Origin of the sequence: Nocardioides sp. Leaf285 (assembly GCF_001422955.1) — a bacterium.
GTDB classification, from domain to species: Bacteria; Actinomycetota; Actinomycetes; order Propionibacteriales; family Nocardioidaceae; genus Nocardioides; species Nocardioides kribbensis.
Map to the genome: position 1 here is coordinate 92,130 of NZ_LMNH01000006.1, position 26,254 is coordinate 118,383.

Genomic DNA, 26,254 nt, shown 5'->3' on the forward strand with positions numbered 1-26,254 from the left:
CGACGGGTCGCTGACGGGTCGGGGGCGTGGGCCGGCGTGGCTAGAGTCGCGGCCATGGACCACCGCACCCTGGGCCGCACCGGCCGTGACGTCTCCACCGTCGGACTCGGCACCTGGCAGCTCGGCGCCGACTGGGGCGAGGTGAGCGAGCACGACGCCCGCGCCGTGCTCGAGACCTCCCTGGAGGCCGGGGTGACGCTGTTCGACACCGCCGACGTCTACGGCGACGGCCGCAGCGAGCAGGTCATCGGCCGCTTCGTGGCCGACCACCCCGACGCGGCGCTCACCGTGGCCACCAAGATGGGCCGCCGCGCCGAGCAGGTGCCGGAGAGCTACACCCTCGAGCGCTTCCGCGGCTGGGTCGACCGCTCGCGCCGCAACCTCGGCGTCGACCGGCTCGACCTGGTGCAGCTGCACTGCCCGCCGTCGGCCACCGTGACCGCCGACGCCACCTACGAGGCCCTCGACACCCTCGTCGCCGACGGGGCGATCGCCGCCTACGGCCTGAGCGTCGAGACCACCGACCAGGCCCTCGACGCGATCGCGCGCCCCCACGTGGCCAGCGTGCAGATCATCCTCAACGCCTTCCGGCTCAAGCCGCTCGATGCCGTGCTGCCCGCCGCGGAGGAGGCCGGCGTCGGTGTCCTGGCGCGCGTGCCGCTGGCCTCGGGCCTGCTCAGCGGGACCTACGACGAGACCACCACCTTCGCCGCCGACGACCACCGCACCTACAACCGTGACGGCAGCGCCTTCGACGTCGGTGAGACCTTCTCCGGGGTCGACTTCGCCACCGGCGTGCGGGCCGCCCAGGAGTTCTCCGCCCTGGTCGCCGAGCACGGCCCCGAGGGCGCCACGCCCGCCCAGGTCGCCCTGGCCTGGGTGTGGCAGCAGCCCGGCGTCACCACCGTCATCCCCGGCGCCCGCAACCCCGGGCAGGCCCGGGCCAACGCCGCCGCCGGCGCGCTGCCGCCGCTGGCCCCCGCCCTGCTCGAGGGCGTCCGCGACCTCTACGACGCGCGCTTCCGCGCCCAGGTGCACCACCGCTGGTGATCCCTCCCCGGCCCCGTGTGGCCGGGAGCGGCGGGCACGACGTACGGTCGGGGCGTGGCCGAGGACTACTGCGAGCTGTGTGACCTGCCGCTGAGCACCTGTGTGCACGGGATGCCGAAGCGTCCCCCCGAGCCCGTGGCGCCACCCCAGGCGACACCGGTGCGCCGCCGCAGCACGGCGGCGCCCTCGGGGTCCACCGCGCGGGTGCCGGGCTCCTCCAAGCCGACTGCTGCACCGGCCAAGCCGCGGCGCCGCACCCACCAGGACGACTTCAAGCCCTACATCATCCGGGTGCTCCAGGAGGTCGGCGGGGAGCGCGAGGCCGAGCTGGTGATGCTCGAGCTCGAGGAGCGCATGGCCGAGGTGCTGCGCGAGGGCGACCGCGAGGTCGGCCCCACCGGCGAGGTGCGCTGGCGCACCGCCGTGCGGTGGGCGCGCAAGGAGCTCGCCGACGACGGCTTCCTGGTGGCCCCCCGCCCGGGCGTGTGGATGCTCACCGACCGCGGCGCCGAGCTGCCCGCCGACGCCCTGGACTGACCCCGCCGCGCGGCCGGGCGCCGCTCAGGGCTCGGCGACGGCGATCTCGTCGCCGAGCCGCGCGCCGCGCAGCAGCCCCATCTCGTCGCCCGACCAGAACATGCCGGGGTCGTAGAAGTTCGTGGGGCGGTCGTCGTCGAGCAGCCCCATCGCGGTGTAGGTGGCGGCGACCACCTCGGCGCAGTAGGTCAGCTCGGCCGGGGCGGCCCGCCGGATCCGGCCCCGCGCCCAGCGCCCGGCCAGGGCGACCGTCGAGGGGAACGGCGTGCCGTCGAGGCGGGCGACCGTGCGCAGCACGGCGTCCTCCATCTCCCGGGTCACCGCGGTGTCGAGCTGGCGCAGCCAGGCGCGCTGCTCGTAGCGCCCGCACCACTGCTGCACCGCCTCGCGCAGGTCGTGCAGCTGCACCCCGCGCTGGTGCTGCCCGGTCCACACGTCGCGCAGGCCCTTGCCCAGCTCGGCGTGCCACATCAGCGGCGGCAGGTCGTCGAGCACGACCGCCATGCCGACGTGGTTGACCGGCGCGTTGGTCAGCACCCGGATAGCGTGGTCGGCGGTGGAGCGCCCGCGGAAGAGCCACAGGTCGCCGGTGCGCGTGAGGTCCACGGCCTCGTCGAGGGACAGCGGGGCGGACGGCGAGGACATGAGGAGGAGTCTGCTCGATGAGGTCGACGAAGGTGTGGAGGCTGCTCGGCGTCGCCGGGCTCGCCGGGGTCGCGGCCACCGGGGTGGTCGTCGCGCGCGACCAGCGGCGCCGCTCGACCCTCGGCGCCGACGAGGTCCGCGCCCGGCTGCACGAGCGGCTGGCCCAGGCCGACGGGGCCGAGCGAGCCGACGGGGCCGAACGAGCCGACTGAGCCTGTTTCGCCAGCGAAACCGTGGTGCGCGTGGTCCGGCCCGGCCGGCACCGGCAGGTCCCTCCGGGGCGCCGGTGTCCTGTGGATCGCCCCGCCCGCCGGTCGGCGTCGCGACGTACGGTCCTGCCATGGACCTGAGCGACGCCTTCGCCCTCGCCGAGCACCTGCTCGAGCGCCACGGGCCGCCGGGGTGGAGCGTGGAGCTCGACTCCGCCAAGCGTCGGGCCGGGGTGTGCCGCTTCGGGCCGCGGGTGATCGGGCTCAGCGCCCCGCTGACGGTGCTGCACTCCGAGGCCGAGGTCCGCGACACGATCCTCCACGAGATCGCCCACGCGCTGGTGGGCCCGCGCCACGGTCACGACGAGACCTGGCGCCGCACCGCCCTCGCGCTGGGCTCCTCGGGGCGTCGCTGCGTGCCCGCCGACGCCCCGGGCGTCGAGCCGGCCTGGCTCGGCGTCTGCGCGGCGGGACACACCTCGGGGCGCCACCGCCGCCCCGAGCGGGTGATGACCTGCGGGCGCTGCTCACGCCGCTTCGACCTCGCCCACGTGCTGACCTGGACCCACCACGGCCGCCCAGCGGTGCACCACCCCAACTACGAGGCCGAGCTGGCCCTGCTGCGCACGGGCGGTCGACCCACCCGGCTGCCGGTCGGCTCCCGGGTGCGGGTCACGGTCGCGGGGGAGCACCACGGCCGGGTCGGCGTCGTGGTGAAGGTCGGCCGCACGAGCTACCACCTGCGCGCCGGCCGGGCGGTGCTGCGCGTGCCCTTCGCCTGGGTCGAGTCGGTCTGACCCGTCGGCGCTCGCCGCGCCGGTCGCCGCGCCGGTCTCCCCCCGGGTGAGCACCACGGCGCGGCCCGGGTGCTCCACTGGTCGCGTGTGCTTCTCCCTCCAGGCCGACCTCGTCGCCGGCGCCGTCGTCCTGCCCCTCGGCGCCCTGGCCCTGCGCGAGGTGCGCGCGCCCCGCGAGCTGCCGTTGCCCGCGCTGCCGGTGCTCTTCGCGGTCCACCAGCTGGTGGAGGCCCTGGTCTGGGCCGGTGCCGACGGGCTGGTCTCCGACACCACCGCCCACCGCGCCGCGCTGGCCTACGTCGTCTTCGCCCTGCCCTTCCTGCCGCTCTACCTCCCGCTGGCGGTGCTCCTGGTCGCCCGGCCCGACCGGCGCGGTCTCGTCGCGCCCTTCGTGGCGCTCGGGGGAGCCGTCGGCGCCTACATGGCCTGGCACCTGTGGACGGGCGGGGTGCGGACCACGGTGCGCGACCACGCGATCGTCTACTACGTCGGCCTGGGCGAGCCCGAGATCTCCACCGGCCTCTACATCGTGGCCGTGGTCGGCGCCTGCGTCCTGGCCGGCCACCGCTGGATCACGGCCTTCGGCCTGGCCAACCTCGTCGGCCTGCTCGTCGTCGGTTACGCCTACGCCGACGCCTTCGCCTCGCTGTGGTGCGTCTGGGCCGCGGTCTCCTCGGTGCTGATCCTGGTGCACCTCGCACGGGTCGAGCGTGGGGCCGACCCGCGCGGTGACGGGGAGAGCCTGCAGCCACGCACGGACGCCGCCCGGTGAGCGGCCCGCGCGAGCGGCTGCTGGCCGAGCGCGAGCGGGTGGCCTCGCGGCTGCGCGACCTCGAGGGCGACCACCGCGGCGTGGTCGAGGCCTCCCGCGACACCAACGCCGACGACGAGCACGACCCCGAGGGCGCCACGATCGCCTTCGAGCGCTCCCAGGTCGACGCGCTGGCCAGGCAGGCGCGCCACCACCTCGACGAGGTCGACGCCGCCCTGGCCCGGGAGTCCGCCGGCGACTACGGCCGCTGCGAGCGCTGCGGCAGCGAGATCCCGGCCGAGCGGCTCGACGTACGGCCCACGGCGCGGACCTGCGTGACCTGCGCCTGACCCCGGTCCACCGGCGCGACGCGCCCGGGCTGCGCCGGGCCCCCGTGTCGATCGACACAGCGCACGGGGTTGGGAGTCGCGACGTCGGCTCCATACTGGGAGACGTATGGCTGACGAGACCCCCACACCCCAGAAGCTCGACATCGACTGGCTGAAGACCGCCGCCGGTGCGCTCGCCGCAGTGTCCTCCGCGGTGCTGCTCTCGACCCTGGGTGCCGCCGGCACCCTCATCGGCGCCGCGGTCGGCTCCGTGGCCGCGACCGTGGGCACCGCCCTCTACTCCGAGGGTCTGGCCCGCAGCCGTGCCGCGGCCGCGAAGGCCCAGGAGGCGGCCCTGTCGAAGGTCGGCATCGCGCAGGCGGAGGTACGCCGCGCCGGGCGCAGCGACGCCGACACCGCGGCCGTCGAGGCCCACCTGGACCACGCCGACGAAAAGCTCGCGGAGGCCAAGGCCGGCCTCGACGAGGCCGTGCTGGAGTCGCGCACCGGCTGGCGCGACCGGCTCGCCGGCCTGCCGTGGAAGCGGATCGCGATCCTGGCCGCCGGCATGTTCCTGGTCGTCATGGTGGCGCTGTCGCTCTTCGAGGTGGTCTCGGGACGCTCGGTCTCCAGCTACACCGGCGGCAGCGACCGCGACGGCGGCACCACGATCTCCCGCCTCACGGGCGGCTCGTCCGCCGGCGACGACGAGCCCACCCGGGACCCCAGCCAGGGCAGCGACCCGTCCGACGCCTCCACCCCCACCGCCGACCCCACGGCCGAGCCCACCGACGACCCGACCGCCGAGCCGAGCGACGAGGCCACCGACGAGCCGACGGAGGAGCCCACCGACGAGCCGACCGAGGAGCCGACCACGGTGCCCTCCACCATCCCGACCCCCAGCGCCGTCCCCACTCCGACGCCGACCTCCTGAGTCATCGAGGGGCCGAGCCCCTCAGTCGTGCTCGGGTGGCCGAGATCAGCCACGAGATGTCGGCTCCTGCCCGATCTGCTCTCGCGCCAGACGGGCCAGGTCCTCAAGCCAGACGCGGTTGGTCAGCCCCAGACCGGTCGGGTCCAGGCAGAACCCTGCCCGTTGCATGGCCTGTCCCAGCTCATCGTCGGTCAGCCCGGCGGCGAGGAGCTGCTCGACCTGGTCCAGCAGTTCGGGGCCCGCGTCCGGTTCGTCGCGGAAGAAGTCCTCGACGACGTCCTGCGGCGTCTCGAAGTCGTAGGGCCAGTCCTGGTGGAAGTAGGCCCCACCGAGCTGCTCGAAGGCGGGTGTACGTGGCATGGCAATCTCCTCTAGACATCGGGGAAAGCGGTCAGGACGCGCCATCCGTCGTCCATCCTGTGGTCACGGACGAGTACCACCCGGACATTCGACGTCGTGTGGTGTGCAGTTCTGCTGACCGTCACGCCCGTGACGTCGTCCAGCGTGGCGTGCAGCGTGAGTTTGCCCGAGCCGGCGGACAACCAGTCGGCCACGTCATCGCCCCGCATCCTCAGCGCTTGAGCGATGGCGCGCTCCGCCGCTGGGACATCTGCGAACGAACTGGCAAAAGAGATCCCAGGCTGACTCCGGAGGCGTGCCAGCAGATCCTCGACAGTCTTGCCCACGTGCCGCTCGATCGTGTGCGACCCGCGCACCTCGTGCGTGCGCAGCCAGCCTGGGCCGCGGTCCCAGGGCCTGGGGGCGATGACCCGGATCTGCCCCGCCTCGTCGGAGAGCCCACCGGAGCGGGCGTAGCGGAACTTCTCCAGCCGGCCGCGGGCGATGGTGACGCGCACGGAGGCGTTGCGCACGGAGGCGGCGAGCACCTCGTTGGCGGCCCGCAGCCGGGCCGCCACGGCGAGGATGTCGGGGGTGATGGCGGCGACGCGGGTGCCGGTGAGGGCGGTGGCGCCGACGGTGCCGCCTCCGCCGGTGACGGAGTTGAGGAGCATGCCGGCGCCCTGGATGACGACGGTCTCGGCCAGCAGCTGCACGACGAGGGCGACGACCTCGGCCCGGTGGGACTCGACCTGGTCGGCGTACTGCTCGCAGGCTCGGCCCAGGCCGTAGGCCTCCTCGGCGATCGCGGCGAGCTGGTCGGAGACCTCCTGGCAGGCGTCGACGGCGAGCGGGATCTCGGGGGACACCTCGCCCTCGAGGCCCCGGACCGCCGCGCCGCAGTCGGAGGTCAGGTCGGCGACGGCGCGCGCGCAGTCGACCCACGTGGCGCCCGCGGTGCGCAGCTCGCCGACGTCGGCGCTGGGCCACGCGAAGCCCTGGATCAGGTCGATCACCCAGCCCAGCCCCGTGGGGACGGCCGACCAGTCACCGCCGAGGGCGGTGGGCGGCGGGGAGGGCATCGCCGCGACCCAGCCCAGGTCGCCCGGCCCGCCGGCGGGGGAGACCTCGCCGTCGGGCGCGACGACCGCGCCCGGCACCACCACGCCGCGGAGCACGGCCCCGGCCTCGGCCCGCTCGTGCTCGGCGCGTGACGTCGCGGTGAGCCGACCCAGGCACGCCAGCGCCGTCACGCAGTCGCCGAGCCCGGCGACGACCTCGGCGGATGCTGTGTCGTAGGCCGCTGCGAAGTCGGCGGAGGTGGCGTCGTCGCCGGCCATGCCGCCGAGACCGGCGAGGGCGTCGGTGAGGTCGTCGAGGTGCTCCGCACAGCGGCGGTTGCCGGTGGCCAGGGCGTGCTCGGCGGTGAGGAAGCCCGCGCCGTCGACGTCGATCCTCACCGCACGGCCCCCCAGGCCGCGAGGTTGGAGGCGACCGCCGCCTCGTAGCGGTCGTGGGCCACGCCCGCGGCCGTGCGCAGGTCGGCGAGCGCCCCCCGCATCTCCTCGTACGCCGCGGCCCAGCGCGCATGCGCCTGGTCGTGCGCGTCGGCGGCGGCGCCCGTCCACGTGGCGTCGAGTCGCGCCACCCGGGCCGCGACGCGGTCGAGCGCCGCGTCGAGCTCGCGCTGGGTCGCACCGGCCGCGTCGACGACCCGCTGGAGCTCCGCGAGGTCGACCCGGAAGCCGCTCATCGGGGGCCTCCGACGCCGCTCCCGTCGAGCCGGGCCGCCAGCGCTGCGAGTCCGTCGGCCACACCGACGTCGAGGTCGGTCACGTCGCGGTGGTGCCGCGCGATCCGGTCGGCGGTCTCGTCGAGGGCCACGACGACCGCGTCGGCGGCCCCGGCCCAGTCGGCCCAGGCGACCGCGAAGGAGTCGGCGGCCCGGCCGCGCCACACGGCGTCGAGGAGGACGTCGACCTCGCGGCCGAGGCGGGCCCGCGAGCGGGCGAGGTCGGCGGCGGTGTCGCGCAGGTCGGCGACCGCGGCGTCGGTGGCCGCGTGGTCGAGGGCCAGCGTGCCGGCGGGGCCGGTGGTGCCGGCGGGGGCGTCGAGGGGCATCGGATCTCCCGAGAGGTCGTCGTAGGACCACCCTGACCCGAGGGGGAGCGCCGCGACAGCCCCGGTCGCCGATCTGTGGAAAACCCCGCGGGAGGGGTCAGACGAGGTCGCCGGGGTCGGCCGGCACGTCGACCGACTGCGAGCGCAGCGCGTCGAGGGGGATGATCTCGAGGGCCCGCTCGCTGGTCGCGGCGAGCACGACGGGGGCCGCGACGCCGTCGTGGAGCGCCTGGAGCCAGCGCACGGCCACCACGCACCAGCGGTCGCCGGGGTGCAGCCCCGGGAAGCCCCACTCGGGGCGCGGGGTGGCCAGGTCGTTGCCGACCGAGCGCTGGTGGGCGAGGAACTCCTCGGTCATCACCGTGCACACCGCGTGCAGGCCCACGTCGGCCGGGCCGCAGGTGCACGTGCCGTCGCGGTGGAATCCGGTCATGGGCTCGGTGCCGCACGGCTCGAGCTCGCCGCCGAGCACGTTGAGCTCCGGTGTGCCCTCGGGTCGCATGGCGCCACTGTGGCAGGTCCGGCGGCTCCGCGGACAGTGTTCGCGGCGACCGCCCCTCGCTAGCGCGGTCAGCGCCCGACCATCACCCCGACCGGCTCGGGGGTGAAGCCGGGGAAGACCTGGGCGGCGGAGGCGTCGGTGCGCGACAGGACGACCTCGGAGAGCACCGAGCGGAAGTCGGTGGTGACGGTGAGGTCGGCGTCGAGGGAGTCCTCCAGACCGGGCCAGCGGCCGTAGTAGCGCCCGCCCTTGACCCCGGCACCGGCGAGGAACATGACGTTGCCCCAGCCGTGGTCGAGGCCGTAGTTGGAGTTCTCCGAGACCCGTCGGCCGAACTCCGAGATGGTCAGCAGGGTGACCCGCTCGCGCATCGAGCCGAGGTCGGCGAAGAAGGCGGCGATCGCGGTGGCCAGGTCGTTGGCGTTGTACTTCATCGCGCCCCAGTCGAGGGTGCCGAGGTCGGCGTGCATGTCCCACTCGCCCTGGTCGACGGTGACCAGGGAGACGCCGACGTCGCCGCGGATGGTGCGGGCGACGGCGGCCAGCGCCCGGCCCAGGTCGCTGTCGGGGTAGGCCGCGCGGTTCTCCGGCTCGGCGCGCACGGGGCCGAGGTCGGCCACGGCCGCCATCGCCGAGCGCATGCCACGGGCCATCGGGGCGGTGGAGGAGCCCCACATCTGCGACAGCGAGCGCAACCGGGCCTGGTCGGTGTCCCACTGGTCGTCGCCGGCGACGACGGCGTCGGAGATGTTGCGCACCGACATGATCGGCTGCTCGCCGTAGAGCGAGGCCGGTGGGGAGGAGGAGCCGATGCTGACGCCCTGGAGCGGCGAGTCGCCGTCGAGGCCGCCGAGCAGGCGGTTGAGCCAGCCGCTGCGCACGCTCGAGCCCGGGTTGGCGTCCTCGACCAGCTCCATGGCCGCGAAGTGCGACCGGTTGGCCACGGCCATGCCCGTGGCGTGCACGGCGGCGAGCTCTCCCGACTGCCACATCGGGAGCAGGGGCGCGAGGTTGGGGTGCAGCCCGAAGAAGGCGTCCTTGCCCAGCAGCTTGGCCGCGGGCACGGCGATGCGGGGGCGCGCGGCGTAGTAGGCCGGGTCGCCGTGGGGCACGACGAGGGAGAGCCCGTCGGCGGCACCGCGCATCGACAGCACGACCAGCACCGAGCCGTTCGGCGCCGGCGCGACCCCGGCGGCCATGGCCGGCGCGGCGCCGTAGGTGACCATCGCCGAGCCCACGGCGTACGCCGCGCCCGTGAGCCCCAGCCCGCGCAGGAAGCCGCGGCGCGAGAGCGCGGTGGCGGCGGCGTAGTCGGGGCACCCGCACGGGTCGCCGGTGCGGGAGGCGGTGCGGGCAGCAGCAGTCGTCATCGTCGTCACGCTCACCGGAGGTAGTGGTCGGGGTGGTCGAGCAGAGCAGCGAGCAGGCGCGGGAAGTGCCACTTCATCAGCGCGTGGTCGGCGGTGATGGTGGCGTCGGGGGCGATGCCGGTGGCCGTGCACGCGCCCTGGAGCAGCGAGGCGGAGGACGGTCGGGCGTGCACGCGGCGGGCCATGTGGTCGACCAGGTCGCGGAAGACGATCGGGAACTCCGGCACCCACTCGGTGGGCTTCTTGTAGGTCGTGCCGTGCTCGGGCCACCACCCGCCCGACATCGACCAGTGCATGGCCATCGAGGCCAGGGCGCGGGCCGGGGAGTCCCAGGCGGCGTTGGTGAGCGGCTGTCCGTCGGGGCGGGGCCAGGCGAAGGGCTTGAGCCCGATGGTCTCCGACTGCCAGATCATCGCGTTGGCGGCGGCCTCGCCGTCGCTGGGCGGCTCGAGGGGCAGGCCGAGGGCGCGGTAGGTCGCGACGACGTCCTCGGCGGGGTCGCGCAGCTTGGTGCGCCGCGAGGTGCGGAACTCGCGGCTGTTGACCAGCTTCATCAGCACCGGCTTGATGGCGGTGTCGTTGGCCAGGTAGGTCGCGGCCAGCCTCTCCACCAGCGCGTCGCTGGGGGTGTCGCTGACGAAGCGCAGCGCCAGCTTGCGCGCGATGCGCCGCGCCGTGGCGGGGTGGTGGGCCAGGTGCACGAGGTAGGCCCGCACGACCTCGCGCCCGTCGGCGGCGGCGTTGTCGTGGCTGAAGCCCGCCACCTGCACCGGCCCGGTCCAGTGGTCCTCGGGGCGGTAGGTGGCGGCCCAGGTGCGCCACAGGTCGACGCGGTAGCCGGTGAGGATGCGCGCGGAGGCCTTGACGTCGTCCTCGGTGTAGTTGCCGACCCCGACGGTGTGCAGCTCGAGCAGCTCGCGGCCGAGGTTCTCGTTGGGGTGGGCCTTGGTGGAGGTCGCGCCGTCGAGGAAGATCAGCATCGAGGGGTGGGTGATCGCCTCGACCAGCATCTCGTCGAAGCGCCCGAGCGCGTGGCGCCGCATGATCTCGCCGTACGGCGCGCGCCACACCGCCTGCGCGTCGCCGATCGCCGGCACGTGGAGGTGGCCCTCCCAGAACTCCGTCATCACCTCGAGCACCTGCTGGCGCGAGGTGATGCGCCGCGCCATCACCCGGCGCGCGTAGTCGTACATGACCTCCCACGTGCCGCGGACGTCGGTGACCTGGCGCTGCCAGAGGTCGGCGGGTCCGCGGTGGAGGTCGGGCCACCAGTCGGCGAGGGCCTCGGCGCGGGCGGAGTCGGCGGTGGCGAGCTGCTCGCGGAACCACGCCATGCCGCCGCCGGCGGCCTTGACCTCGGCGGTGAGCTCGGGCGTGACGCCGTAGGAGAAGCGGGTGACCAGGTGGCGGGCGCCGGCGCCCAGGACGGGCGTGCGGGCGTAGCGGCCGGGGGCGTAGGTGGCACTCACGAGGCGGGGGGTCCTCATCCGTGGGGTGGTGCGGCGGGGGTGCGGGTGATGGCGCGGGGGTGCTGCAGGGGGGGTGTCGAGGGGGGCGACACGGTGATCTTCGGCCGCGACGCGCCGAGGCGGAGGGATCGGCCCCAGAAGGGGCCGTCAGGCGGGCGGCATGGCCCGGACGGGCCATGCCCGGGTGGCCCGGTCGGGTCACCCGCAGGAGGTGGGTGGGGTGCGGTCGAGCCGTTCGTGGCACCGGTGTCGCCGAACGGCGCATGGAGCGTCGCGACGTGGGTACGTTGCGACCGTCCAGCCCGCGGCGCCACGCCACGGGCCTGCCCCCGGTCACGAGGATCCCCCCATGAGCGACAGCACCCCGTCAGCCCCGCCCCCGCCGCCCGAGGGCTACCGCCCCCCGCCGCCGGCCGGCTCGCCCTCCTCCTACGGCGCGCAGCCGCCCTCGCCGTACGGCGGCTACGGCGCGCCCGCGACCTACGGCGCCCCGGGCGGCGCGCCCCTCGGCAAGGTCCGCGGCACCGGCGTCTGCATCGTGCTGGCCATCGTGACCTTCGGCATCTACTCCCTCTACTGGTACTTCAAGACCCACGAGGAGATGAAGCAGCACAGCGGCCAGGGCGTCGGCGGCGGCGTGGCCCTGATCCTGGCCCTCTTCGTCGGGTTCGTGATGCCCTACCTCACCGCCAGCGAGGTCGGCGGGCTCTACAAGCGCCGCGGCCAGGAGCCGCCGGTCAGCGGTCTCACCGGCCTGTGGTACTTCCCCGGCATGTTCATCCTCGTCGGCCCGATCGTGTGGTTCGTGAAGACCAACGGCGCCCTGAACCGCTACTGGGAGTCGCTGGGCGCCACCCGCGACTGACCCGCACCACGCACGGAACACCCGGGACGCTCCCGGGGTTGGCCCGACGTACCCCCGTCACCGACCCCAGGAGCGTCTCCCCGTGCCCACCTCCGAGCTGTTCACCCCGATCACCCTGCGCGGCGTCACCGTGCGCAACCGGGTCTGGGTGGCGCCGATGTGCCAGTACTCCTCCGTCGACGGCCTGCCCGACGACTGGCACCTGGTGCACCTCGGCTCCTTCGCCCGCGGCGGCGCCGGCCTGGTGATGACCGAGGCCGCGGCCGTGGTGCCCGAGGGGCGCATCACCCCGCAGGACGCCGGCATCTGGGACGACGCCCAGCGCGACGCCTGGCGCCGTGTCGTCGACTTCGTGCACGGCCAGGGGGCCACGGCGGCGGTCCAGCTCGCCCACGCCGGGCGCAAGGCCTCCGCGGCCCGCCCCTGGGCCGAGGGCCAGGTGGCCTCCGACGCCGAGGGCGGCTGGGAGCCGGTCGGCCCGTCGGCCGAGGCCTTCCCGGGCCTGCGCGACCCCCGCGCGCTGACGGTCGCCGAGATCGAGCAGGTCGTGGAGGCCTTCGGGGCCGCCGCGGTGCGCGCCGTCGAGGCCGGCTTCGACGTCGTCGAGGTCCACGCCGCCCACGGCTACCTGCTCCACGAGTTCCTCTCCCCGCTCTCCAACCACCGCGACGACGAGTACGGCGGCCCCTTCGAGCACCGCGCCCGCCTCCTGCTCGACGTCGTACGCCGGGTCCGCGCGGCCGTCGGCGAGGAGGTGCCGCTGCTGGTGCGCATCTCCGCGACCGACTGGGCCGAGGGCGGCTGGGACGCCGACTCCTCGGTGCGGCTCGCGGGGCTGCTGCGCGAGGCGGGCGTCGACCTGGTCGACACCTCCTCGGGCGGCAACCTGCGCGTCGACATCCCGGTGGAGCCGGGCTACCAGGTGCCGTTCGCGGCCCGGATCCGCGCCGAGGCCGGCATCGCCTCGGGTGCGGTGGGCCTGATCACCGAGCCCAAGCAGGCCAACGACGTCATCGCCGAGGGCTCCGCCGACGTGGTGCTGCTGGCCCGCGAGCTGCTGCGCGACCCGCACTGGCCGCTGCGCGCGGCCCACGAGCTCGGCGTCGAGCCGGGGGAGGGCGTCGACTGGCCGGTGCAGTACCGCGCGGGGTCCGCCGGCTGGTGAGGCCGGCTGGTGAGGCCCGGCCGCTCAGAGCACCGAGCGGTAGACGTCCACGGTGCGGGCCGCGATGGCGCCCCAGCTGAAGGACTCGATGGCCCGCTGCCGGCCGGCGCGCCCCAGGGCGGCGGCGCGGTCGGGGTCGGAGACGACCTCGACGAGCGCCGCGGCGAAGTCGGCGACGTAGCGGTCGGGGTCGAGCGGCGTGCCGGTGCCGTCGGTGGCCTGCTCGATGGGCACCAGCAGGCCGGTGGCGCCGGCCCCGGCGCCGTCGACGACGACCTCGGGGATGCCACCGGTCGCGGTGGCGACCACCGCGGTCTCGCAGGCCATCGCCTCGAGGTTGACGATGCCCAGCGGCTCGTAGATCGAGGGGCACGCGAAGGCGGTGGCGGCGCTGAGCAGGGCGACCACGTCGGCGCGCGGCAGCATCTCGCGGATCCACACGACGCCGTCGCGCTCGGCGGCCAGGCCGGCCACCAGCGTCTCGACCTCGGCCTGGATCTCCGGGGTGTCGGGGGCCCCGGCGCACAGCACGATCTGCACCTCGGGCGGCAGCTGCGCCACCGCGCGCAGGAAGAGCGGCAGCCCCTTCTGCCGGGTGATCCGGCCGACGAAGACGACGGAGGGCCGGTCGGGGTCGACGCCCTGGGCGCGCACCCGGTCGGGCGCGTGCACGGGGGCCCACAGGTCGGTGTCGATGCCGTTGTGCACGGTGTGCACGCGGCCGGGGTCGACGGCGGGGTAGGAGCGCAGCACGTCCTCGCGCATCGCGGCCGACACCGCGATCACCGCGGCCGCCGCCTCGTAGGAGGTGCGCTCCACCCACGACGACAGGGCGTAGCCGCCCCCGAGCTGCTCGGCCTTCCAGGGGCGCAGCGGCTCCAGGGAGTGCGCCGAGACGACGTGCGGCACGCCGTGGAGCAGCGAGGCGAGGTGGCCGGCCATGTTGGCGTACCAGGTGTGGGAGTGCACCAGGTCGCTGCCGGCGCACCCCTGCGCGATGGCGAGGTCCACGCCCAGGGTGCGCAGGGCCGGGTTGGCGCCGGCGAGCTCGCCCAGGTCGGCGTACGACGAGGTGCCGGGCTCCTCGCGCGGGGCGCCGAAGGCGTGCACCCGGGTGTCGGGCCCGTCGGGCATCGCGCGCAGCGCGCGCACCAGCTCGGCGACGTGCACCCCCGCCCCGCCGTAGATCTCCGGGGGGTACTCCTTGCTCAGGACGTCGACTCGCACGCAGGTGAACCTACTCGCCCCGGGGGCGACACGCCCCGCGGGAACAGCGCCCGTGGACGCCGGGTTGGGGCGGGCATGAGCACCCGCCCCGTGAAGGTCCCCGACGCCAGCCACCCGATCTCGGTCACCGCCACCGGCCAGCCCGTTACCGTCAGCGTCGACGGTCACGTGGTCGCGCGCACCGACGCCGCGCTCAGCCTGGCCGAGGCGGGCTACCCGCCCGTGCAGTACGTGCCGATCGGCGACGTCGACCCGCTCGTGCTGACCCGCACCGAGCACGCCACCTACTGCCCCTACAAGGGCGAGGCCGGCTACTACAGCCTCGTGGTCGGGGGCCGCACGCTGGAGAACAAGGTGTGGACCTACGACGCGCCCTACCCCGCGGTCGCCGAGATCGCCGGTCACGTCGCCTTCTACCCCGACGTCGTGGACGTGCGCGTCGGCTGACCTGCCCAGCCGGGGGTCCGGGGCGTTACGGTGACGCCATGAGCGCCTCCCGCAAGAAGGTCCTGGCCATCGTGCTCGCCGGCGGTGAGGGCAAGCGACTGATGCCGCTCACCGCCGACCGGGCCAAGCCGGCGGTGCCCTTCGCGGGCATCTACCGCCTCATCGACTTCGCCCTGTCCAACGTGGTCAACTCCGGCTACCTCCAGGTCGTGGTGCTGACGCAGTACAAGAGCCACAGCCTCGACCGCCACGTCACCCAGACGTGGCGCATGTCGACCATGCTCGGCAACTACGTCACCCCGGTGCCGGCCCAGCAGCGCGTGGGCAAGCACTGGTACCTCGGCAGCGCCGACGCGATCTACCAGTCGCTCAACCTGATCAAGGACGAGAAGCCCGACATCGTGGTCGTGGTCGGGGCCGATCACGTCTACCGCATGGACTTCTCCCAGATGGTGGCCCAGCACGTCGAGAGCGGCGCGGCCTGCACCGTCGCGGCGATCCGGCAGCCGATCTCGCTGGCCGACCAGTTCGGCGTGATCGACGTCGTGCCCGACGAGCCGAGCCGCATCCGCGACTTCCTCGAGAAGCCCACCGACCCGGTCGGGCTGCCCTCGAGCCCCGGCGAGGTGCTGGCCTCGATGGGCAACTACGTCTTCGACGCCGACGCGCTCGTCGAGGCCGTCACCCGTGACGCCACCACGCCCGGCTCCAAGCACGACATGGGCGGCGACATCGTGCCGGCCTTCGTGCGCCGCTCCCAGGCCGGCGTCTACGACTACCGCGACAACGTCGTGCCCGGCGCGACCGACCGCGACCGCGGCTACTGGCGCGACGTCGGCACGCTCGGGTCCTACTACGCCGCCCACATGGACGTCGTCTCCCCGCTGCCGGTCTTCAACCTCTACAACTTCGACTGGCCGATCTACACCGCCTACGGCCCGCAGCCCCCGGTCAAGATCGTGCAGGGCGGCGACGGCACCAAGGCCGAGGTCGACGAGGCCGTGCTCTCGCCCGGGGCCGTGGTGACCGGCGGCGCGGTCAGCCGCTCGGTGCTCTCGCCCGCGGTGCGCGTGGAGTCCGGCGCCGAGGTGAGCGGCTCGGTGCTGCTCAACGGCGTGCAGGTCGGCGCCGGCGCGGTCGTGCGCAACGCCATCCTCGACAAGAACGTCGTGGTGCCCCCGGGCGCGCAGGTCGGCGTCGACCCCGAGGCCGACCGGGCCCGGGGCTTCGTGGTCGAGGACGGCCTCACCGTGCTCGGCAAGGACCAGCCCTTCCCGGCCTAGGTCGCGGGCGGCGGGGTCGTGGGGAGCAGCCCCGCGGCCCGCGCCGGCTCGGCGTAGGCCACGGCGAGGGTCTCGGTGGTCTCGTGGGCGTTGAGCCCGCTGGGGTTGGGCACGATCCACAGCTCCGCGCCGGCCAGGGGCTCGGGCTGGCGGCCCTGCTGCGCGCGGGGCAGCACGAAGGCCGTGCGGTAGGCCGTGACGCCGGCGACCGCGACCACGCGGGGGCGCACCCGCTCGACCAGCGCCGCGAGCCGCGCGGCGCCGGCGCGCAGCTCGGCGGCGCCGAGCTCGGAGGCCTTGGCGGTCGCACGGGGTGCGAGGTTGGTCAGCCCGATCCCGCGCTCGCGCAGCCGGTCGCGGTCGGCGTCGGTGAGGCCCGCGGCCGGGTCGACGGGGTGCTCGATCACCCCGGCGCGGAGCATCGCGGGCCAGAACCGGTTGCCCGGGTGGGCGAAGTGCGTGCCGGTCGCCGCGGTCCACAGGCCGGGGTTGATCCCGACCACGAGCAGCCGCACCGGGTGTGCGTCGTCGCCGAGCAGGTCGGGCACCTCCGCGTCGCGGAAGCCCTCCAGCTCGGCGCGGGTGAAGGTCTGCCGCGGGCTCACGCGCCGAGCCTGCCACGCCGGCGCCGGGTGCCCGCGGGAACCCCGCGCCGCGGGCTACCGTCGGAGCACCATGCGCCTCCTCCTCGGGACCCTGACCGTGCTCGTGCTCGCGTCGGGCTGCGCCGACGGCCAGACCTCGGGGTCGGCCGCCGACCCGGTCCGCACGGGCGCGGAGCCCGAGGTCGTCGCGCTGCTGAGCGCCACGGCTGCGGGCGGCCGGCCGGGTGCGGGGGCGACCCACCTGCGCGGGCCGGGCGACGTGGCCGCGCTGGTCGCCGACCTGCGGGGGCCGCTGGTGGGCGAGGTGCGCCGTGCGGTCGAGGGCGCCGACGTGTCGCAGGGCCGCGAGCTGGTCGGCGGCGTCGTGGCGGTGGGCTGCGAGCCGGCCGAGGACGTCGCGGTGGAGGGCGCCGGTGAGGGGCTCCGGCTCACCGCCGCCCCCGCCCCCGCGACCGGTCGGGAGTGCCTCGCGCCGGTGACGACGGTGGCGCTGGTGCTGGTCGAGGAGCCGACCGACCGCTGAGCCGGCCGGGCCGGGATCAGCCCCGAGGGGCGACGTAGGTGACCAGGAGGCTGTTGGCCACCGAGCGCTGGACGTCGTCGGAGGGCTCGTTCTCGACCGCCAGCCCGCCGTCGCCCTGCTCGGCCACGAGGGTGGAGGAGCCGCCGCCGTCGAGGTTGAGCGCCTCGTCGGCGCCGAGGTCGATCATCAGGTCGGCCAGCTCGACCATGGTGTGGCCGCGGCTCTGCTCGGAGCGGCCGTCGACCACGAGCACGAGCACCTCGCCGGTGTCGGAGTCGATGCCCACCGCCGTGCGCGGGTGCATCTCGCGGTCGTCGACGACCTGCACCACCCCGTCGTCGACGAGGAACTTGTTGCCGGTCACGACCATGCGCGGGGCGCCCTCGAGCGACCAGGTGGTGCGCACCGGCGTCCCGACCCGCAGCGCGCGCAGGGAGCGGGCCCCGTCGCCGCGCCCGACGAGCAGCCGGCCGTCGATCCTGGCCCCGGGCTGGAGGCGGGTGCGGTTGGCGACGACCCGGCCGTCGCGCACGACGACGAGTCGCACGTCCTCCTGCTGGCCCTCCACGACCTGGTAGCCCGGCGAGCGACCCCACCGGGGCGTGTAGATCCCGACCCCGCCGGGGGCCACGACGTGCGAGTTGAGGTTGGTGACGTCGATGCCGGGGCGGTCGACGACCGAGGCCCTCAGGCGGACCGTGCCGATGTGGGGCGCGCCGTGGGCGCCGAGGTAGAAGGCGGAGTTCCACCCCGAGGCGCGGGCGTTCATGACGCCCCCGGCCTTCGAGCGGCCGACGCCGAGCGGGGCGCCCGTGCGGCCGATGTCGTAGAAGTCGCCGTTAACCGCGCCGACCGCGGCGGGCCGGTCCTGGGCCATGTCGAGCACGGTCTCGGTCGCGGCGACCCGGCCGGGGTTGGCGTAGTCGAGGCCCACGCCCCTCACCGAGGGGTCGACCACCAGCAGGTGCGCGCGGACCGGGCCGCGGGCGTCGGTCTGGCTCCACTCCCGCAGCTCGACGCCGGGGGCGACCCGGCGCACCGAGACGACGCTGCGGGTGAGGAGACGACGGTCGTCGGCGGTGCCGGGCGCCGCGAGGGCACCCGCCAGGCCGTCGGAGGTCTGCCGGTCGCGGCCCTCGCCGGCGGCGGTGCCGGGTCGGGTCGCCGGAGCCGAGCTCCCGGCAGGGCTCGGGTCAGGACTCGCGGAGCCGGCGGGAGCGGGGTCGTCGGGGGTCGCCAGGGCCGGGGCACCGAGGGCGAGCAGCCCGCTCAGCGCCGCGGCAGCCAGGGGTCGGGAGACGCGCACGGCATGAAGGCTAAGCCTCTCACCGGTGCTTGCGGGGCAGATGCACCACAGTTCCCTCCAGCACCACGCGGCCCGGCCGCCTCAGGAGCAGGGCACCGAGCCCAGGCGGGCCAGACCCTCGCGGTCGCCCTCGCCCAGGGTGGTGCGCCCCAGGTTGTCGGCGTTCATCAGCTCCTCCGGGTCGTCGACGTGGCCCAGGCCCACGACGTGGCCGAGCTCGTGCACCAGGATGGCGCGCATCTGCTCGCGCCCGCCCGGCTCGTCGGCGAGGCGGTCGTAGACGTCGGTGTCGAGGGCGACCATGCCGGTGACGTAGTAGCGCCGGCCCAGGCCCTGGCTGGTCGCGCTGCCGCCGAGCCCGGCGACGTCGCCGGCCAGGCGCGGCACCTCCTCGTCGTCCGACCAGCCGATGAGCACCGGCGCGGGCCGGCCGAGCAGGCTCTCGCGCCGCTCGAAGTCGCGGTCGTCGGTCACTCCCTCGTCGCTGAACCGGAAGCCCGTGGCCCCCTCGATCTCGGCCACCGACTCCGAGACCAGCACCTCCCAGTCCTGCGGCGCCCCGGCGGGGTTGACCACGTAGGTGATCGGCTCGCAGGGGTTCCAGCTCACCGGCTGGCGGCCCCCGCGCTGGGTGAGGCTGAAGTCGTAGGACCCGCCGGTGTCCTCCACGCCCACGAGGTCGCCCAGCCGGTCGTTGCGACCCAGCAGGTCGCGCATCCGGTTGCCGAAGGCGCCCGGGTCGCGCATCAGCAGCAGCGTGGTCACCACGACCGCCACCAGCAGCCCCGGCAGCACCGGCCCGTGGGTGCGGCGCTCCCGGCGCGGTCGCGACGTACGCCGGCGCGCGCCCCACGGCTCCCGCACGGGTCGGTGGGTCGGGCTCGCCCCCAGGCCGTGGGACTGGTCGAGACGGTCGAGCTCGCGCAGGCGCCGCTCCATCTCCCTGGCCCAGCGCCGCTGCGCGCGTCGTTGCGAGAACCCCACGACGCCATTCTCACCCGGCGCTCCACACCGGCGTGGCCGGACGGGCGCAGCGGTGTCGCACTAGGGTCGGCGGCGTGCCGGTGTGGAACACCTTCGTGGAGGGCGACAACCTCGCCGTCCTGCGGGCGTGCGCCGCGCGCGGCGAGGCCTTCGACCTGGTCTACATCGACCCGCCCTACAACACCGGGCACGCCTTCGCCTACGCCGACGACCGCCGCGGCGCGCCCGGGGAGGGCCGCCACGCCGCCTGGACCGCCTTCATGCGCCCCCGCCTGGAGGCGGCCCGCGACGTGCTCGCCGGCACCGGGGCGCTCTTCGTCAGCATCGACGACCACGAGGCGGCCCACCTGCGGCTGCTGCTCGACGAGGTGCTGGGCGAGGAGGGCTTCCTGGCCCAGGTCGTGGTCAACCTCAACCCCAAGGGCCGCCAGCTCGGCGGCGGCTTCGCCACCAGCCACGAGTACCTGCTGGTCTACGCCCGCGACCCGCGCCGCTGCGTGCTGCAGGCCAGCAGCCCCGACACCGTCGACGAGCGCGACTTCCCGCTCACCGACGCCGCGACGGGGCGGCGCTTCCGGCACCTGCCGCTGCGCAACACCAACAAGAAGTTCAACCCCACCACCTCCCGCACGCTGCACTTCGCGGTGTGGGGCGACCCGGTCACCGGCCGCGTCGCCACCACGCCCTTCGACGGCGCGGTGGAGATCGAGCCCGTCTTCGGCGACGGCCGGCCCGCGGTCTGGCGCTGGAGCCGCCCCCTCATCGACCAGCGCCCCGACGACCTCGTCTGCCGCACCGTCAACGGCGTGCGCGGCCCGCGGGTCGACGTCTTCCAGCGCGACTGGCTGCACCCGGGCCGGCGCAAGAAGCTGACCACGATCTGGCTGGCCGAGGAGGTGGGCTCCACCGACACCGCGGTGGCCGAGCTCAAGGAGCTGGTGGGCCACGTCTTCGAGTCGCCGAAGCCCACCGGCCTGCTGCGCCGCGTGCTCGCCACGATGCCTGCCGACGCGCGGGTGCTCGACTTCTTCGCCGGCAGCGGCACCACCGGCCACGCGGTGGCGCTGGCCAACGCCGCCGACGGCGGCAGCCGCGCCTGCACGAGCGTCGACGTGGCCGCGCCGACCCGCGTCGGGTCCAACGCCCACGCCGCGGGCCTGGTCACGGTCGCCGACATCACCCGGGCGCGGCTGCGCGCCGTGGCCGAGACCGTCGGCGGCGGGCTGGAGGAGCGGATCGAGCCGCCCGCCTGACCCGTGGCCGACCCCGGGTCACTCCACGCCGGCGGCCTTCTCCAGGGCCGCGACCTCGTCCTCGAGGAAGGTCAGCAGCCGCTGCAGGTGCGGCACGGTGCGGCGGCAGCCGGTGAGGCCGAAGGCCATCTGGCCGTCGTAGGAGGTGCAGGTGATGTTGAGGGCCATGCCGTTGATCGGGATCGACAGCGGGTAGACCCCCGTCATCCGCGCGCCGTTCCAGTAGTGGGTCGTGCGGGGGCCCGGCACGTTGCTGATGATGAGGTTGTAGGGCGAGCGGACGATGCCCTGCATCCGCAGCAGCGGCGGGATGATCGCCGGCGCCTGGCCCATCGCGGTCATCGCGATGATCTGCGTCGGCGTCATCGACGACAGCGCCTCCTTGCCGTCGACCATGGAGCGGTGGATGCTGCGCAGCCGGTCGGCCGGGTCGTCGAGGTGGGTGGCCAGCTGGGCCAGCACCGCGCCCACGGCGTTGCCGCCGTCGGCGGAGGCGATGTGGGAGGACTTCGCGTTCAGCCCCACCGGCACCATCGCCACCATCGGCTGGTCGGGCAGCGCGTCGAGCTCGAGCAGGTAGGCGCGCATCGCGCCGCTGCACATCGCGAGCACCACGTCGTTGAGGGTCGTGCCGGTGGCCCGGCCGATGGCGTGCAGCCGCTCGATCGGCCAGTCCTGGGCCGCGAAGCGGCGGGCGCCCGTGATCGGGCGGTTGAACATCGTGCGCGGCGTGCGCAGCGAGACCGTGGTCGTCTCGTTGCGCACCCCGCGGGCCAGGGTCCGCACCAGGGCCGAGGGCATGCCCGCGGCCTCGGCGCTGATGCCCAGCGCCGTGCGCGCCGCCCGCAGCGGCAGCTCGGCGAGGCTGCGGTCGCGGGTGGTGGCCAGCGCCTTCGAGCGGGTGGGCGGGCGGTAGCCCCACGGCGCGGGCATGTCGCGCTCGTCGGGGTCGGTGCCCAGCACGCTCTGGAGCAGGCGCATCGCCGAGACGCCGTCGACCAGCGCGTGGTGCGACTTGGTGTAGAGCGCCACCTTGCCGTCGGCCAGGCCCTCGATGACGTGCGACTCCCACAGCGGGCGCTCCCAGGCCAGGCGCGTGGAGTGCAGCCGCGAGCACAGCTCGAACAGCTCGCGGTAGCGGCCCGGCTCCGGCAGCGCGCTGTGGCGCACGTGGTGCTCCACGTCGAAGTCCTCGTCGGGCACCCACACCAGCTGGCCCGCGGTGCGCAGCGAGCGGTGGGGGCGCTTGAGGAAGAGCGGTGCGATCTCCTCGACGTCGCGCATCTGCTCGTACATCTCGCGCACGTAGTGCGGGCCCGCACCGGCCGGCTTCTCGAAGAGCTGCAGACCGCCCACGTGCATCGGCATGTGCCGGTTCTCGGCCAGCAGGAACGCCGTGGCGGTGGGGTCGATCGGAGTGACCACGAGAGGGCCTTTCGCTGGCAGGGGGCTGCTCGGCGGCGGCCCGGGGGCCAGGATGTCTCGCCGTGACGGTCGCCACAAGGTGAACGGTGAACTCACCGCGAAGTGACGCCGGCCCGCGGGCGGTGTGCGTCACCCCGGCTGAGGGGTTCCCCTCGTCCTCGCGCGCGGGTCTTGCCGGGCCCCGGCGGCGGCCGCAGGCTCGACGTACGCCGTCCCTCCGACACCCGGGAGCCCTCGTGGTCCGCCGTCTCCTGCCCTCCGTCCTCGTCTCCGCGGCCCTCGCCGCGGGCGCGGTCGCGCTGCCGAGCGCGGCGCACGCCGCCGACTACTCCGCGCCGCTGCGCACCGCCGTCAGCGACCTGCCGACCGCCACCGAGGTCCGCACGGGCTACTCCCGCGACCTGTTCACCCACTGGATCGACGCCGACGGCGACGGGTGCAGCACCCGTGACGAGGTGCTCATCAGCGAGGCCGACGACCCGGTCACCGTCGGCGCGGGCTGCGCGCTGTCGGGCGGGCGCTGGTACTCCTACTACGACGGCGCGTCGTGGACCGCCACCTCCGACGTCGACATCGACCACATGGTGCCGCTCGCCGAGGCGTGGGACTCCGGCGCCCGCACCTGGTCGAGCGCGACCCGCCAGGCCTACGCCAACGACCTCGGCGACCACCGCTCGCTGGTCGGGGTGACCGACAACGTCAACCAGGCCAAGAGCGACCAGGACCCCGCCGAGTGGCTGCCGGCCCAGCAGGTGTGCCGCTACGTCTCGGAGTACGTCGCGGTCAAGCACCGCTGGCGGCTCAGCGTCGACGCGGCGGAGAAGGCGGCGCTGGCCTCCGCGGCCGACGGCTGCACCAACACCACGCTGACCGTCGCCCTCGCCCGCTGAGCCCGGCCGGACCCGGCCCGCCCGGCCCGACCCGGCCCACGAGTCGTCCACAGGCGCTCGCGCCCGTCGGTCCCTCCCCAGCCGGCCGCGGGCCGGGCCCGGCGGGGCCCGGATCTCCCTAGCGTCGTGGTCGACACCGGATCCCACCGGTGCGCGACCCTCGGGAGAGACACCATGACCAGCTCCACCCTGCGCCTGGCCGTCGCGGCGGCCGGCCTCACGCTCGCCGCCACCGCCGGCTCCCTCGTCGGCGTGGCCGCGGCCCAGGCCGACCCCACCCCGCCGGCGCCCGACACGATCGTCAGGGTCACCGGCGACGCCCAGACCGGCTTCGGCATCAAGTACTACGACGGCAGCTCCGACTTCCCCCCGCGCCTGCGCGAGGCGCTCGACGACTGCGCCGACTACCCCGCCCGGATCGGCCAGGCGCGCTGCCGCACCAAGGTCAAGACGTGGTACCGCGACCTCGCCGACACCAAGCAGGCGCTGAAGTGGGCCCGGAGCGCGGCGTGAGGGCCCCGGCCCGGGCGGCCGCCCTGGTCGGCCTCGCCGGCGCCCTGGCCGGGGTCGGCCTGCTGCTGCCGGGCGCCAGCAACGGCACCCAGGCGCCGGCGCAGCCGCCGCCCGACACCATCGTCGAGGTGACCGGCGACGCCGCCAACGGCTTCGGCGTCCACCACTACGACGGCACCGCGCTCTACCCGCCCACCGACTCCGAGGCCGCGGCCGAGTGCGGGGAGTACGACACACGGGTCGCGCGGGTGCGCTGCCGCACCGAGGTGCGGGTCTGGTACCGCGACCTCGCCGACCTCCAGCAGGCCCTCGACTGGGCCCACCGCTAGGTCGTCCGCCCGCGCCGCTCCGGCCACGGCGGGGTCCCTGGTCTGGCACGATCAGGACCATGGAGGCCCCGCCGTTCGACCTCGTGTGGAGCCGCTCGCGCAGCTCGGCGCGGGTGCGGGTCGCCCGCTGGCGCTCCAAGCGCTGGCAGATCCTCCAGTGCGCGGTGGCCGCCGCCGTCGCCTGGCTCATCGCCAGCGACCTGCTGGGTCACGACGTGCCCGTCTTCGCGCCCATCGCCGCGGTGGTCAGCCTCGGCACCTCCTACGGCCAGCGGCTGCGCCGGGTGGCGGAGGTGACGGCGGGCGTGGCCATCGGGGTGCTCCTGGCCGACCTGCTCATCGTCTGGCTCGGCGGCGGCGCCTGGCAGCTGGGGCTCATCGTGGCCCTCGCCATGACCGCAGCGGTGCTGCTCGACGCCGGCACCCTCTTCGTCAACCAGGCTGCGATCCAGTCGATCTTCGTCGTGGCCCTGCTGCCGGGGTCGGGCGCCTCGCTGACCCGGTGGACCGACGCCCTCATCGGGGGCGGCGTCGCCCTGGTGGCGGCCACGGTGGTGCCGGCGGCGGCGCTGCGGCGCCCGCGCGAGCAGGCCGCTGTCGTGCTGCGCAAGGTCGCCGAGCTCCTGCGCGGCGCCGCCGACGTCATGGTCGACGGCGAGGTCGAGCGCGGCATGGCCCTGCTCGACGACGCCCGCAGCACCGACGCGCTCATCCGCCAGCTCCAGTCGGCGGCCGACGAGGGCATGGCCATCGTGGCGTCCTCGCCGTTCCGGGTGCGGCACAAGCCGGGCATCCGGCGCATGGCGGAGCTGGTGGGCCCGATGGACCGCGCGATGCGCAGCACCCGGGTGCTGGTGCGCCAGGTCGCGGTCGCCGCCTACCACCGCCGACCGGTGCCCACCTCCTACTCCGCGCTGGCCCGCGACCTCGCCGACGCCGTCGACGTGGTGGTCGAGGAGCTCACCCAGGACCGCCAGCCCACCGCGGCGATGCCCGCGCTGCTGGCGGTGGGCATGGCCACCGGGTCGGTCGAGCGCGCCGAGGAGATGACCGCCGAGGTCGTGCTGGCCCAGCTGCGCTCCGTCGTCGTCGACCTGCTCATGCTCACCGGGCTCTCGCAGCTGGAGTCGACCGACGCGCTGCCCCCGCCGCCGCGCTGAGCCGGGCGGGCCGGGTCACAGCTCGGCGCGCAGCTCCTGCACCACCGAATCGACGACCGCCACGAGGTCGCCGCCGGTGCGCTCGGCCACCGCCCGCTGGCGCTGGTAGGAGGCGCCGCGGCGGGGGATGTCACCGACCAGGGCGAGCTCCTCGGAGCAGCCCAGCCGCTCCGCCACCGGGGCGAGGCGCTCGAGCAGGTCGGCCAGGTCGTCGGTGACCAGGCGCTCGGTGGAGTGCTCGTCGAGGATCACGATGGCCTCGAGGCCGTAGCGCGCCGCGCGCCACTTGTTCTCCTGCACGTGCCACGGCGGCATGGTGGGCAGCTCCTCGCCGCCGGCCAGCCGGGTGTCGAGGTCGACCACCAGGCACTGGGTGAGCGCGGTCAGCGCCGCGAGGTCGGAGAAGGTGGAGACGCCGTCGCACACCCGGCTCTCGAGGGTGCCGAGGTGGGCCGCGGGCCGCACGTCCCAGCGGATCTCGGAGAGGTCGTCGATCACGCCGGTGGTGAGCTGGTCGTGGGCGAAGCGCTCGAACTCCTCCCAGGTCGCGAACTGGAAGGGCAGCCCGGCCGTCGGCAGCTGCTGGAACATGAGCGCCCGGTTGGAGGCGTAGCCGGTGTCGACCCCGGCCCAGATCGGGGAGGAGGCCGAGAGGGCCTGCAGGTGGGGGTAGTGGTTGAGCAGCGACGACAGCACCGGCATCACCCGGCGCCGTTCGGGCAGGCCGACGTGCACGTGCACGCCCCAGATCAGCATCTGCCGGCCCCACCACTGGGTGCGGTTGATGAGCTCCTCGTAGCGGTGGCCCTCGCTGAGCTGCTGGGTGGTCCAGGAGGCGAAGGGGTGGGTGCCGCCGCCGTAGAGGTCCACGCCCAGCTCGTCGGCGGCCGGCACGACCGCCTCCAGGGTGGCGCGCAGGTCCTCGACGGCGTCCCCGACGGTGTCGCAGATGCCCGTCACCGCCTCGACGGTGTTGCGCAGCAGCTCCTTGTGGAGGCGCTCGGGGTGGGGCAGCCGGGGCCCGGCGAGGGCGGAGAGGTCGGCGGCGCAGTGGGTCAGGTCGCGGTCGGTCTTGTCGACCAGCGCGAGCTCCCACTCCACCCCGAGCGTGGGGGTCGGCGACCCGTGGAAGTCGATGCGCACGCGCCCAGCGAACCACACGGGCGGCGTGAGGCAGATCGCAGCGGCGGAGTTTGGCCAGCCCGGGGCGGGCCCTGCGAGCATCG

The 26,254-nt window shown here is 75.1% G+C and carries 31 protein-coding genes; 17 read left to right on the forward strand and 14 right to left on the reverse strand.

Annotated features, from left to right (window positions below; translation table 11 throughout):
* The first annotated feature begins 54 nt into the window (after window positions 1-54).
* Together ASF47_RS19865 and ASF47_RS19870 are read left to right on the forward strand one after the other, a co-directional pair.
* Window positions 55-1,050, forward strand: a complete 996-nt coding sequence (locus ASF47_RS19865) for an aldo/keto reductase (RefSeq protein WP_056865767.1) — start codon at window positions 55-57, stop codon at window positions 1,048-1,050.
* Window positions 1,051-1,104: 54 nt separating this feature from the next.
* Window positions 1,105-1,587, forward strand: coding sequence for a winged helix-turn-helix domain-containing protein (locus ASF47_RS19870; protein ID WP_056865768.1), 483 nt, complete (start codon window positions 1,105-1,107; stop codon window positions 1,585-1,587).
* A 24-nt stretch (window positions 1,588-1,611) separates the two neighbouring features.
* Here ASF47_RS19870 and ASF47_RS19875 read toward each other — a convergent pair whose 3' ends face one another.
* Window positions 1,612-2,232 (reverse strand): hypothetical protein, encoded by a 621-nt coding sequence (locus ASF47_RS19875; protein WP_056865769.1) that lies wholly within the window; start codon window positions 2,230-2,232, stop codon window positions 1,612-1,614.
* A 17-nt stretch (window positions 2,233-2,249) separates the two neighbouring features.
* Here ASF47_RS19875 and ASF47_RS19880 point away from each other — a divergent pair, with 17 nt between their 5' ends.
* From ASF47_RS19880 to ASF47_RS19900, 5 genes are all read left to right on the forward strand, one after another.
* A complete protein-coding gene (locus ASF47_RS19880; RefSeq protein ID WP_056865770.1) occupies window positions 2,250-2,444 on the forward strand; it encodes a hypothetical protein in 195 nt (64 codons plus the stop codon).
* 128 nt (window positions 2,445-2,572) lie between these two features.
* Window positions 2,573-3,238 carry a SprT-like domain-containing protein gene (locus ASF47_RS19885; protein ID WP_056865771.1) on the forward strand — a complete coding sequence of 222 codons (666 nt, stop codon included), beginning with the start codon at window positions 2,573-2,575 and terminating at the stop codon, window positions 3,236-3,238.
* A gap of 85 nt (window positions 3,239-3,323) precedes the next feature.
* Window positions 3,324-4,010: a DUF6629 family protein gene (locus ASF47_RS19890; protein WP_056865772.1), complete on the forward strand. Its 687-nt coding sequence runs from the start codon at window positions 3,324-3,326 to the stop codon at window positions 4,008-4,010.
* The gene (locus tag ASF47_RS19895) at window positions 4,007-4,339 is read left to right on the forward strand and encodes a TraR/DksA family transcriptional regulator (RefSeq protein WP_056865773.1); all 333 of its coding nucleotides are present in this window, start codon (window positions 4,007-4,009) and stop codon (window positions 4,337-4,339) included. The genes ASF47_RS19890 and ASF47_RS19895 overlap by 4 nt, the downstream gene beginning before the upstream one ends.
* A 106-nt stretch (window positions 4,340-4,445) precedes the next feature.
* Window positions 4,446-5,252, forward strand: coding sequence for a PT domain-containing protein (locus ASF47_RS19900; protein ID WP_056865774.1), 807 nt, complete (start codon window positions 4,446-4,448; stop codon window positions 5,250-5,252).
* A 45-nt stretch (window positions 5,253-5,297) separates the two neighbouring features.
* Here ASF47_RS19900 and ASF47_RS19905 read toward each other — a convergent pair whose 3' ends face one another.
* The 7 genes from ASF47_RS19905 to ASF47_RS19935 all read right to left on the reverse strand — a co-directional run bounded on the left by ASF47_RS19905 (window position 5,298) and on the right by ASF47_RS19935 (window position 11,071).
* Window positions 5,298-5,612 carry a contact-dependent growth inhibition system immunity protein gene (locus ASF47_RS19905; RefSeq protein ID WP_056865775.1) on the reverse strand — a complete coding sequence of 105 codons (315 nt, stop codon included), beginning with the start codon at window positions 5,610-5,612 and terminating at the stop codon, window positions 5,298-5,300.
* Window positions 5,613-5,623: 11 nt separating this feature from the next.
* The gene (locus ASF47_RS22165; RefSeq protein ID WP_056865776.1) at window positions 5,624-7,051 is read right to left on the reverse strand and encodes an RNase A-like domain-containing protein; all 1,428 of its coding nucleotides are present in this window, start codon (window positions 7,049-7,051) and stop codon (window positions 5,624-5,626) included.
* A complete protein-coding gene (locus ASF47_RS19915; RefSeq protein WP_056865777.1) occupies window positions 7,048-7,344 on the reverse strand; it encodes a WXG100 family type VII secretion target in 297 nt (98 codons plus the stop codon). The genes ASF47_RS22165 and ASF47_RS19915 overlap by 4 nt, the downstream gene beginning before the upstream one ends.
* Window positions 7,341-7,712, reverse strand: a complete 372-nt coding sequence (locus ASF47_RS19920; protein WP_056865778.1) for a WXG100 family type VII secretion target — start codon at window positions 7,710-7,712, stop codon at window positions 7,341-7,343. The genes ASF47_RS19915 and ASF47_RS19920 overlap by 4 nt, the downstream gene beginning before the upstream one ends.
* 97 nt (window positions 7,713-7,809) lie before the next feature.
* Window positions 7,810-8,214 (reverse strand): DUF2237 family protein, encoded by a 405-nt coding sequence (locus ASF47_RS19925; protein ID WP_056865779.1) that lies wholly within the window; start codon window positions 8,212-8,214, stop codon window positions 7,810-7,812.
* A gap of 68 nt (window positions 8,215-8,282) precedes the next feature.
* On the reverse strand, window positions 8,283-9,584 hold the full coding sequence (locus ASF47_RS19930) for a DUF1501 domain-containing protein (protein ID WP_056865780.1): 1,302 nt from the start codon (window positions 9,582-9,584) through the stop codon (window positions 8,283-8,285).
* Window positions 9,585-9,595: 11 nt separating this feature from the next.
* Complete coding sequence (locus ASF47_RS19935; protein ID WP_082500553.1) at window positions 9,596-11,071, reverse strand: DUF1800 domain-containing protein; 1,476 nt, start codon at window positions 11,069-11,071, stop codon at window positions 9,596-9,598.
* A gap of 331 nt (window positions 11,072-11,402) precedes the next feature.
* Here ASF47_RS19935 and ASF47_RS21760 point away from each other — a divergent pair, with 331 nt between their 5' ends.
* A complete protein-coding gene (locus tag ASF47_RS21760; RefSeq protein ID WP_082500555.1) occupies window positions 11,403-11,918 on the forward strand; it encodes a DUF4234 domain-containing protein in 516 nt (171 codons plus the stop codon).
* Between the two features lie 82 nt (window positions 11,919-12,000).
* Entirely contained in the window at window positions 12,001-13,083 is a 1,083-nt protein-coding gene (locus tag ASF47_RS19945) for an NADH:flavin oxidoreductase/NADH oxidase (protein WP_056865782.1), read from the forward strand.
* 24 nt (window positions 13,084-13,107) lie between these two features.
* Here ASF47_RS19945 and glgA read toward each other — a convergent pair whose 3' ends face one another.
* Window positions 13,108-14,310, reverse strand: coding sequence for a glycogen synthase (gene glgA, locus ASF47_RS19950; RefSeq protein ID WP_056865783.1), 1,203 nt, complete (start codon window positions 14,308-14,310; stop codon window positions 13,108-13,110).
* A 75-nt stretch (window positions 14,311-14,385) separates the two neighbouring features.
* Between glgA and ASF47_RS19955 the strand changes: the two genes are divergently transcribed.
* Both ASF47_RS19955 and glgC read left to right on the forward strand, forming a co-directional pair.
* Complete coding sequence (locus tag ASF47_RS19955) at window positions 14,386-14,757, forward strand: DUF427 domain-containing protein (RefSeq protein WP_056865784.1); 372 nt, start codon at window positions 14,386-14,388, stop codon at window positions 14,755-14,757.
* Window positions 14,758-14,795: 38 nt separating this feature from the next.
* Window positions 14,796-16,040 carry a glucose-1-phosphate adenylyltransferase gene (gene glgC, locus ASF47_RS19960; RefSeq protein ID WP_056865785.1) on the forward strand — a complete coding sequence of 415 codons (1,245 nt, stop codon included), beginning with the start codon at window positions 14,796-14,798 and terminating at the stop codon, window positions 16,038-16,040.
* On the opposite strand, the gene ASF47_RS19965 is transcribed toward glgC, so the two are convergent.
* Complete coding sequence (locus tag ASF47_RS19965) at window positions 16,037-16,645, reverse strand: mismatch-specific DNA-glycosylase (RefSeq protein WP_056865786.1); 609 nt, start codon at window positions 16,643-16,645, stop codon at window positions 16,037-16,039. The two genes, glgC and ASF47_RS19965, sit on opposite strands and share 4 nt — an antisense overlap.
* A gap of 70 nt (window positions 16,646-16,715) precedes the next feature.
* On the opposite strand from ASF47_RS19965, the gene ASF47_RS19970 reads away from it, so the two are divergent.
* Entirely contained in the window at window positions 16,716-17,168 is a 453-nt protein-coding gene (locus ASF47_RS19970) for a hypothetical protein (protein ID WP_056865787.1), read from the forward strand.
* Between the two features lie 16 nt (window positions 17,169-17,184).
* Here the strand turns inward: ASF47_RS19970 and ASF47_RS19975 are convergent, their stop codons facing one another.
* A complete protein-coding gene (locus ASF47_RS19975; RefSeq protein WP_056865788.1) occupies window positions 17,185-18,474 on the reverse strand; it encodes a phosphodiester glycosidase family protein in 1,290 nt (429 codons plus the stop codon).
* Between the two features lie 81 nt (window positions 18,475-18,555).
* Complete coding sequence (locus ASF47_RS19980) at window positions 18,556-19,458, reverse strand: matrixin family metalloprotease (protein ID WP_156698083.1); 903 nt, start codon at window positions 19,456-19,458, stop codon at window positions 18,556-18,558.
* Between the two features lie 74 nt (window positions 19,459-19,532).
* On the opposite strand from ASF47_RS19980, the gene ASF47_RS19985 reads away from it, so the two are divergent.
* Complete coding sequence (locus ASF47_RS19985) at window positions 19,533-20,711, forward strand: site-specific DNA-methyltransferase (protein ID WP_056865790.1); 1,179 nt, start codon at window positions 19,533-19,535, stop codon at window positions 20,709-20,711.
* A gap of 18 nt (window positions 20,712-20,729) precedes the next feature.
* Here ASF47_RS19985 and ASF47_RS19990 read toward each other — a convergent pair whose 3' ends face one another.
* Window positions 20,730-22,136: a WS/DGAT/MGAT family O-acyltransferase gene (locus ASF47_RS19990; protein ID WP_082500556.1), complete on the reverse strand. Its 1,407-nt coding sequence runs from the start codon at window positions 22,134-22,136 to the stop codon at window positions 20,730-20,732.
* 236 nt (window positions 22,137-22,372) lie between these two features.
* On the opposite strand from ASF47_RS19990, the gene ASF47_RS19995 reads away from it, so the two are divergent.
* The 4 genes from ASF47_RS19995 (at window position 22,373) to ASF47_RS20010 (ending at window position 25,028) form a co-directional block, all read left to right on the forward strand.
* Window positions 22,373-23,026 carry an HNH endonuclease family protein gene (locus ASF47_RS19995; protein ID WP_082500557.1) on the forward strand — a complete coding sequence of 218 codons (654 nt, stop codon included), beginning with the start codon at window positions 22,373-22,375 and terminating at the stop codon, window positions 23,024-23,026.
* 174 nt (window positions 23,027-23,200) lie between these two features.
* On the forward strand, window positions 23,201-23,539 hold the full coding sequence (locus ASF47_RS20000; RefSeq protein ID WP_056865791.1) for a hypothetical protein: 339 nt from the start codon (window positions 23,201-23,203) through the stop codon (window positions 23,537-23,539).
* Window positions 23,536-23,868: a hypothetical protein gene (locus ASF47_RS20005; RefSeq protein ID WP_056865823.1), complete on the forward strand. Its 333-nt coding sequence runs from the start codon at window positions 23,536-23,538 to the stop codon at window positions 23,866-23,868. Before ASF47_RS20000 ends, ASF47_RS20005 begins: the two co-directional genes overlap by 4 nt.
* Before the next feature lie 59 nt (window positions 23,869-23,927).
* Window positions 23,928-25,028: an FUSC family protein gene (locus ASF47_RS20010; protein WP_056865792.1), complete on the forward strand. Its 1,101-nt coding sequence runs from the start codon at window positions 23,928-23,930 to the stop codon at window positions 25,026-25,028.
* A 15-nt stretch (window positions 25,029-25,043) separates the two neighbouring features.
* Here the strand turns inward: ASF47_RS20010 and ASF47_RS20015 are convergent, their stop codons facing one another.
* Window positions 25,044-26,171 (reverse strand): glutamate--cysteine ligase, encoded by a 1,128-nt coding sequence (locus ASF47_RS20015; RefSeq protein WP_056865793.1) that lies wholly within the window; start codon window positions 26,169-26,171, stop codon window positions 25,044-25,046.
* Window positions 26,172-26,254 lie beyond the last annotated feature (83 nt).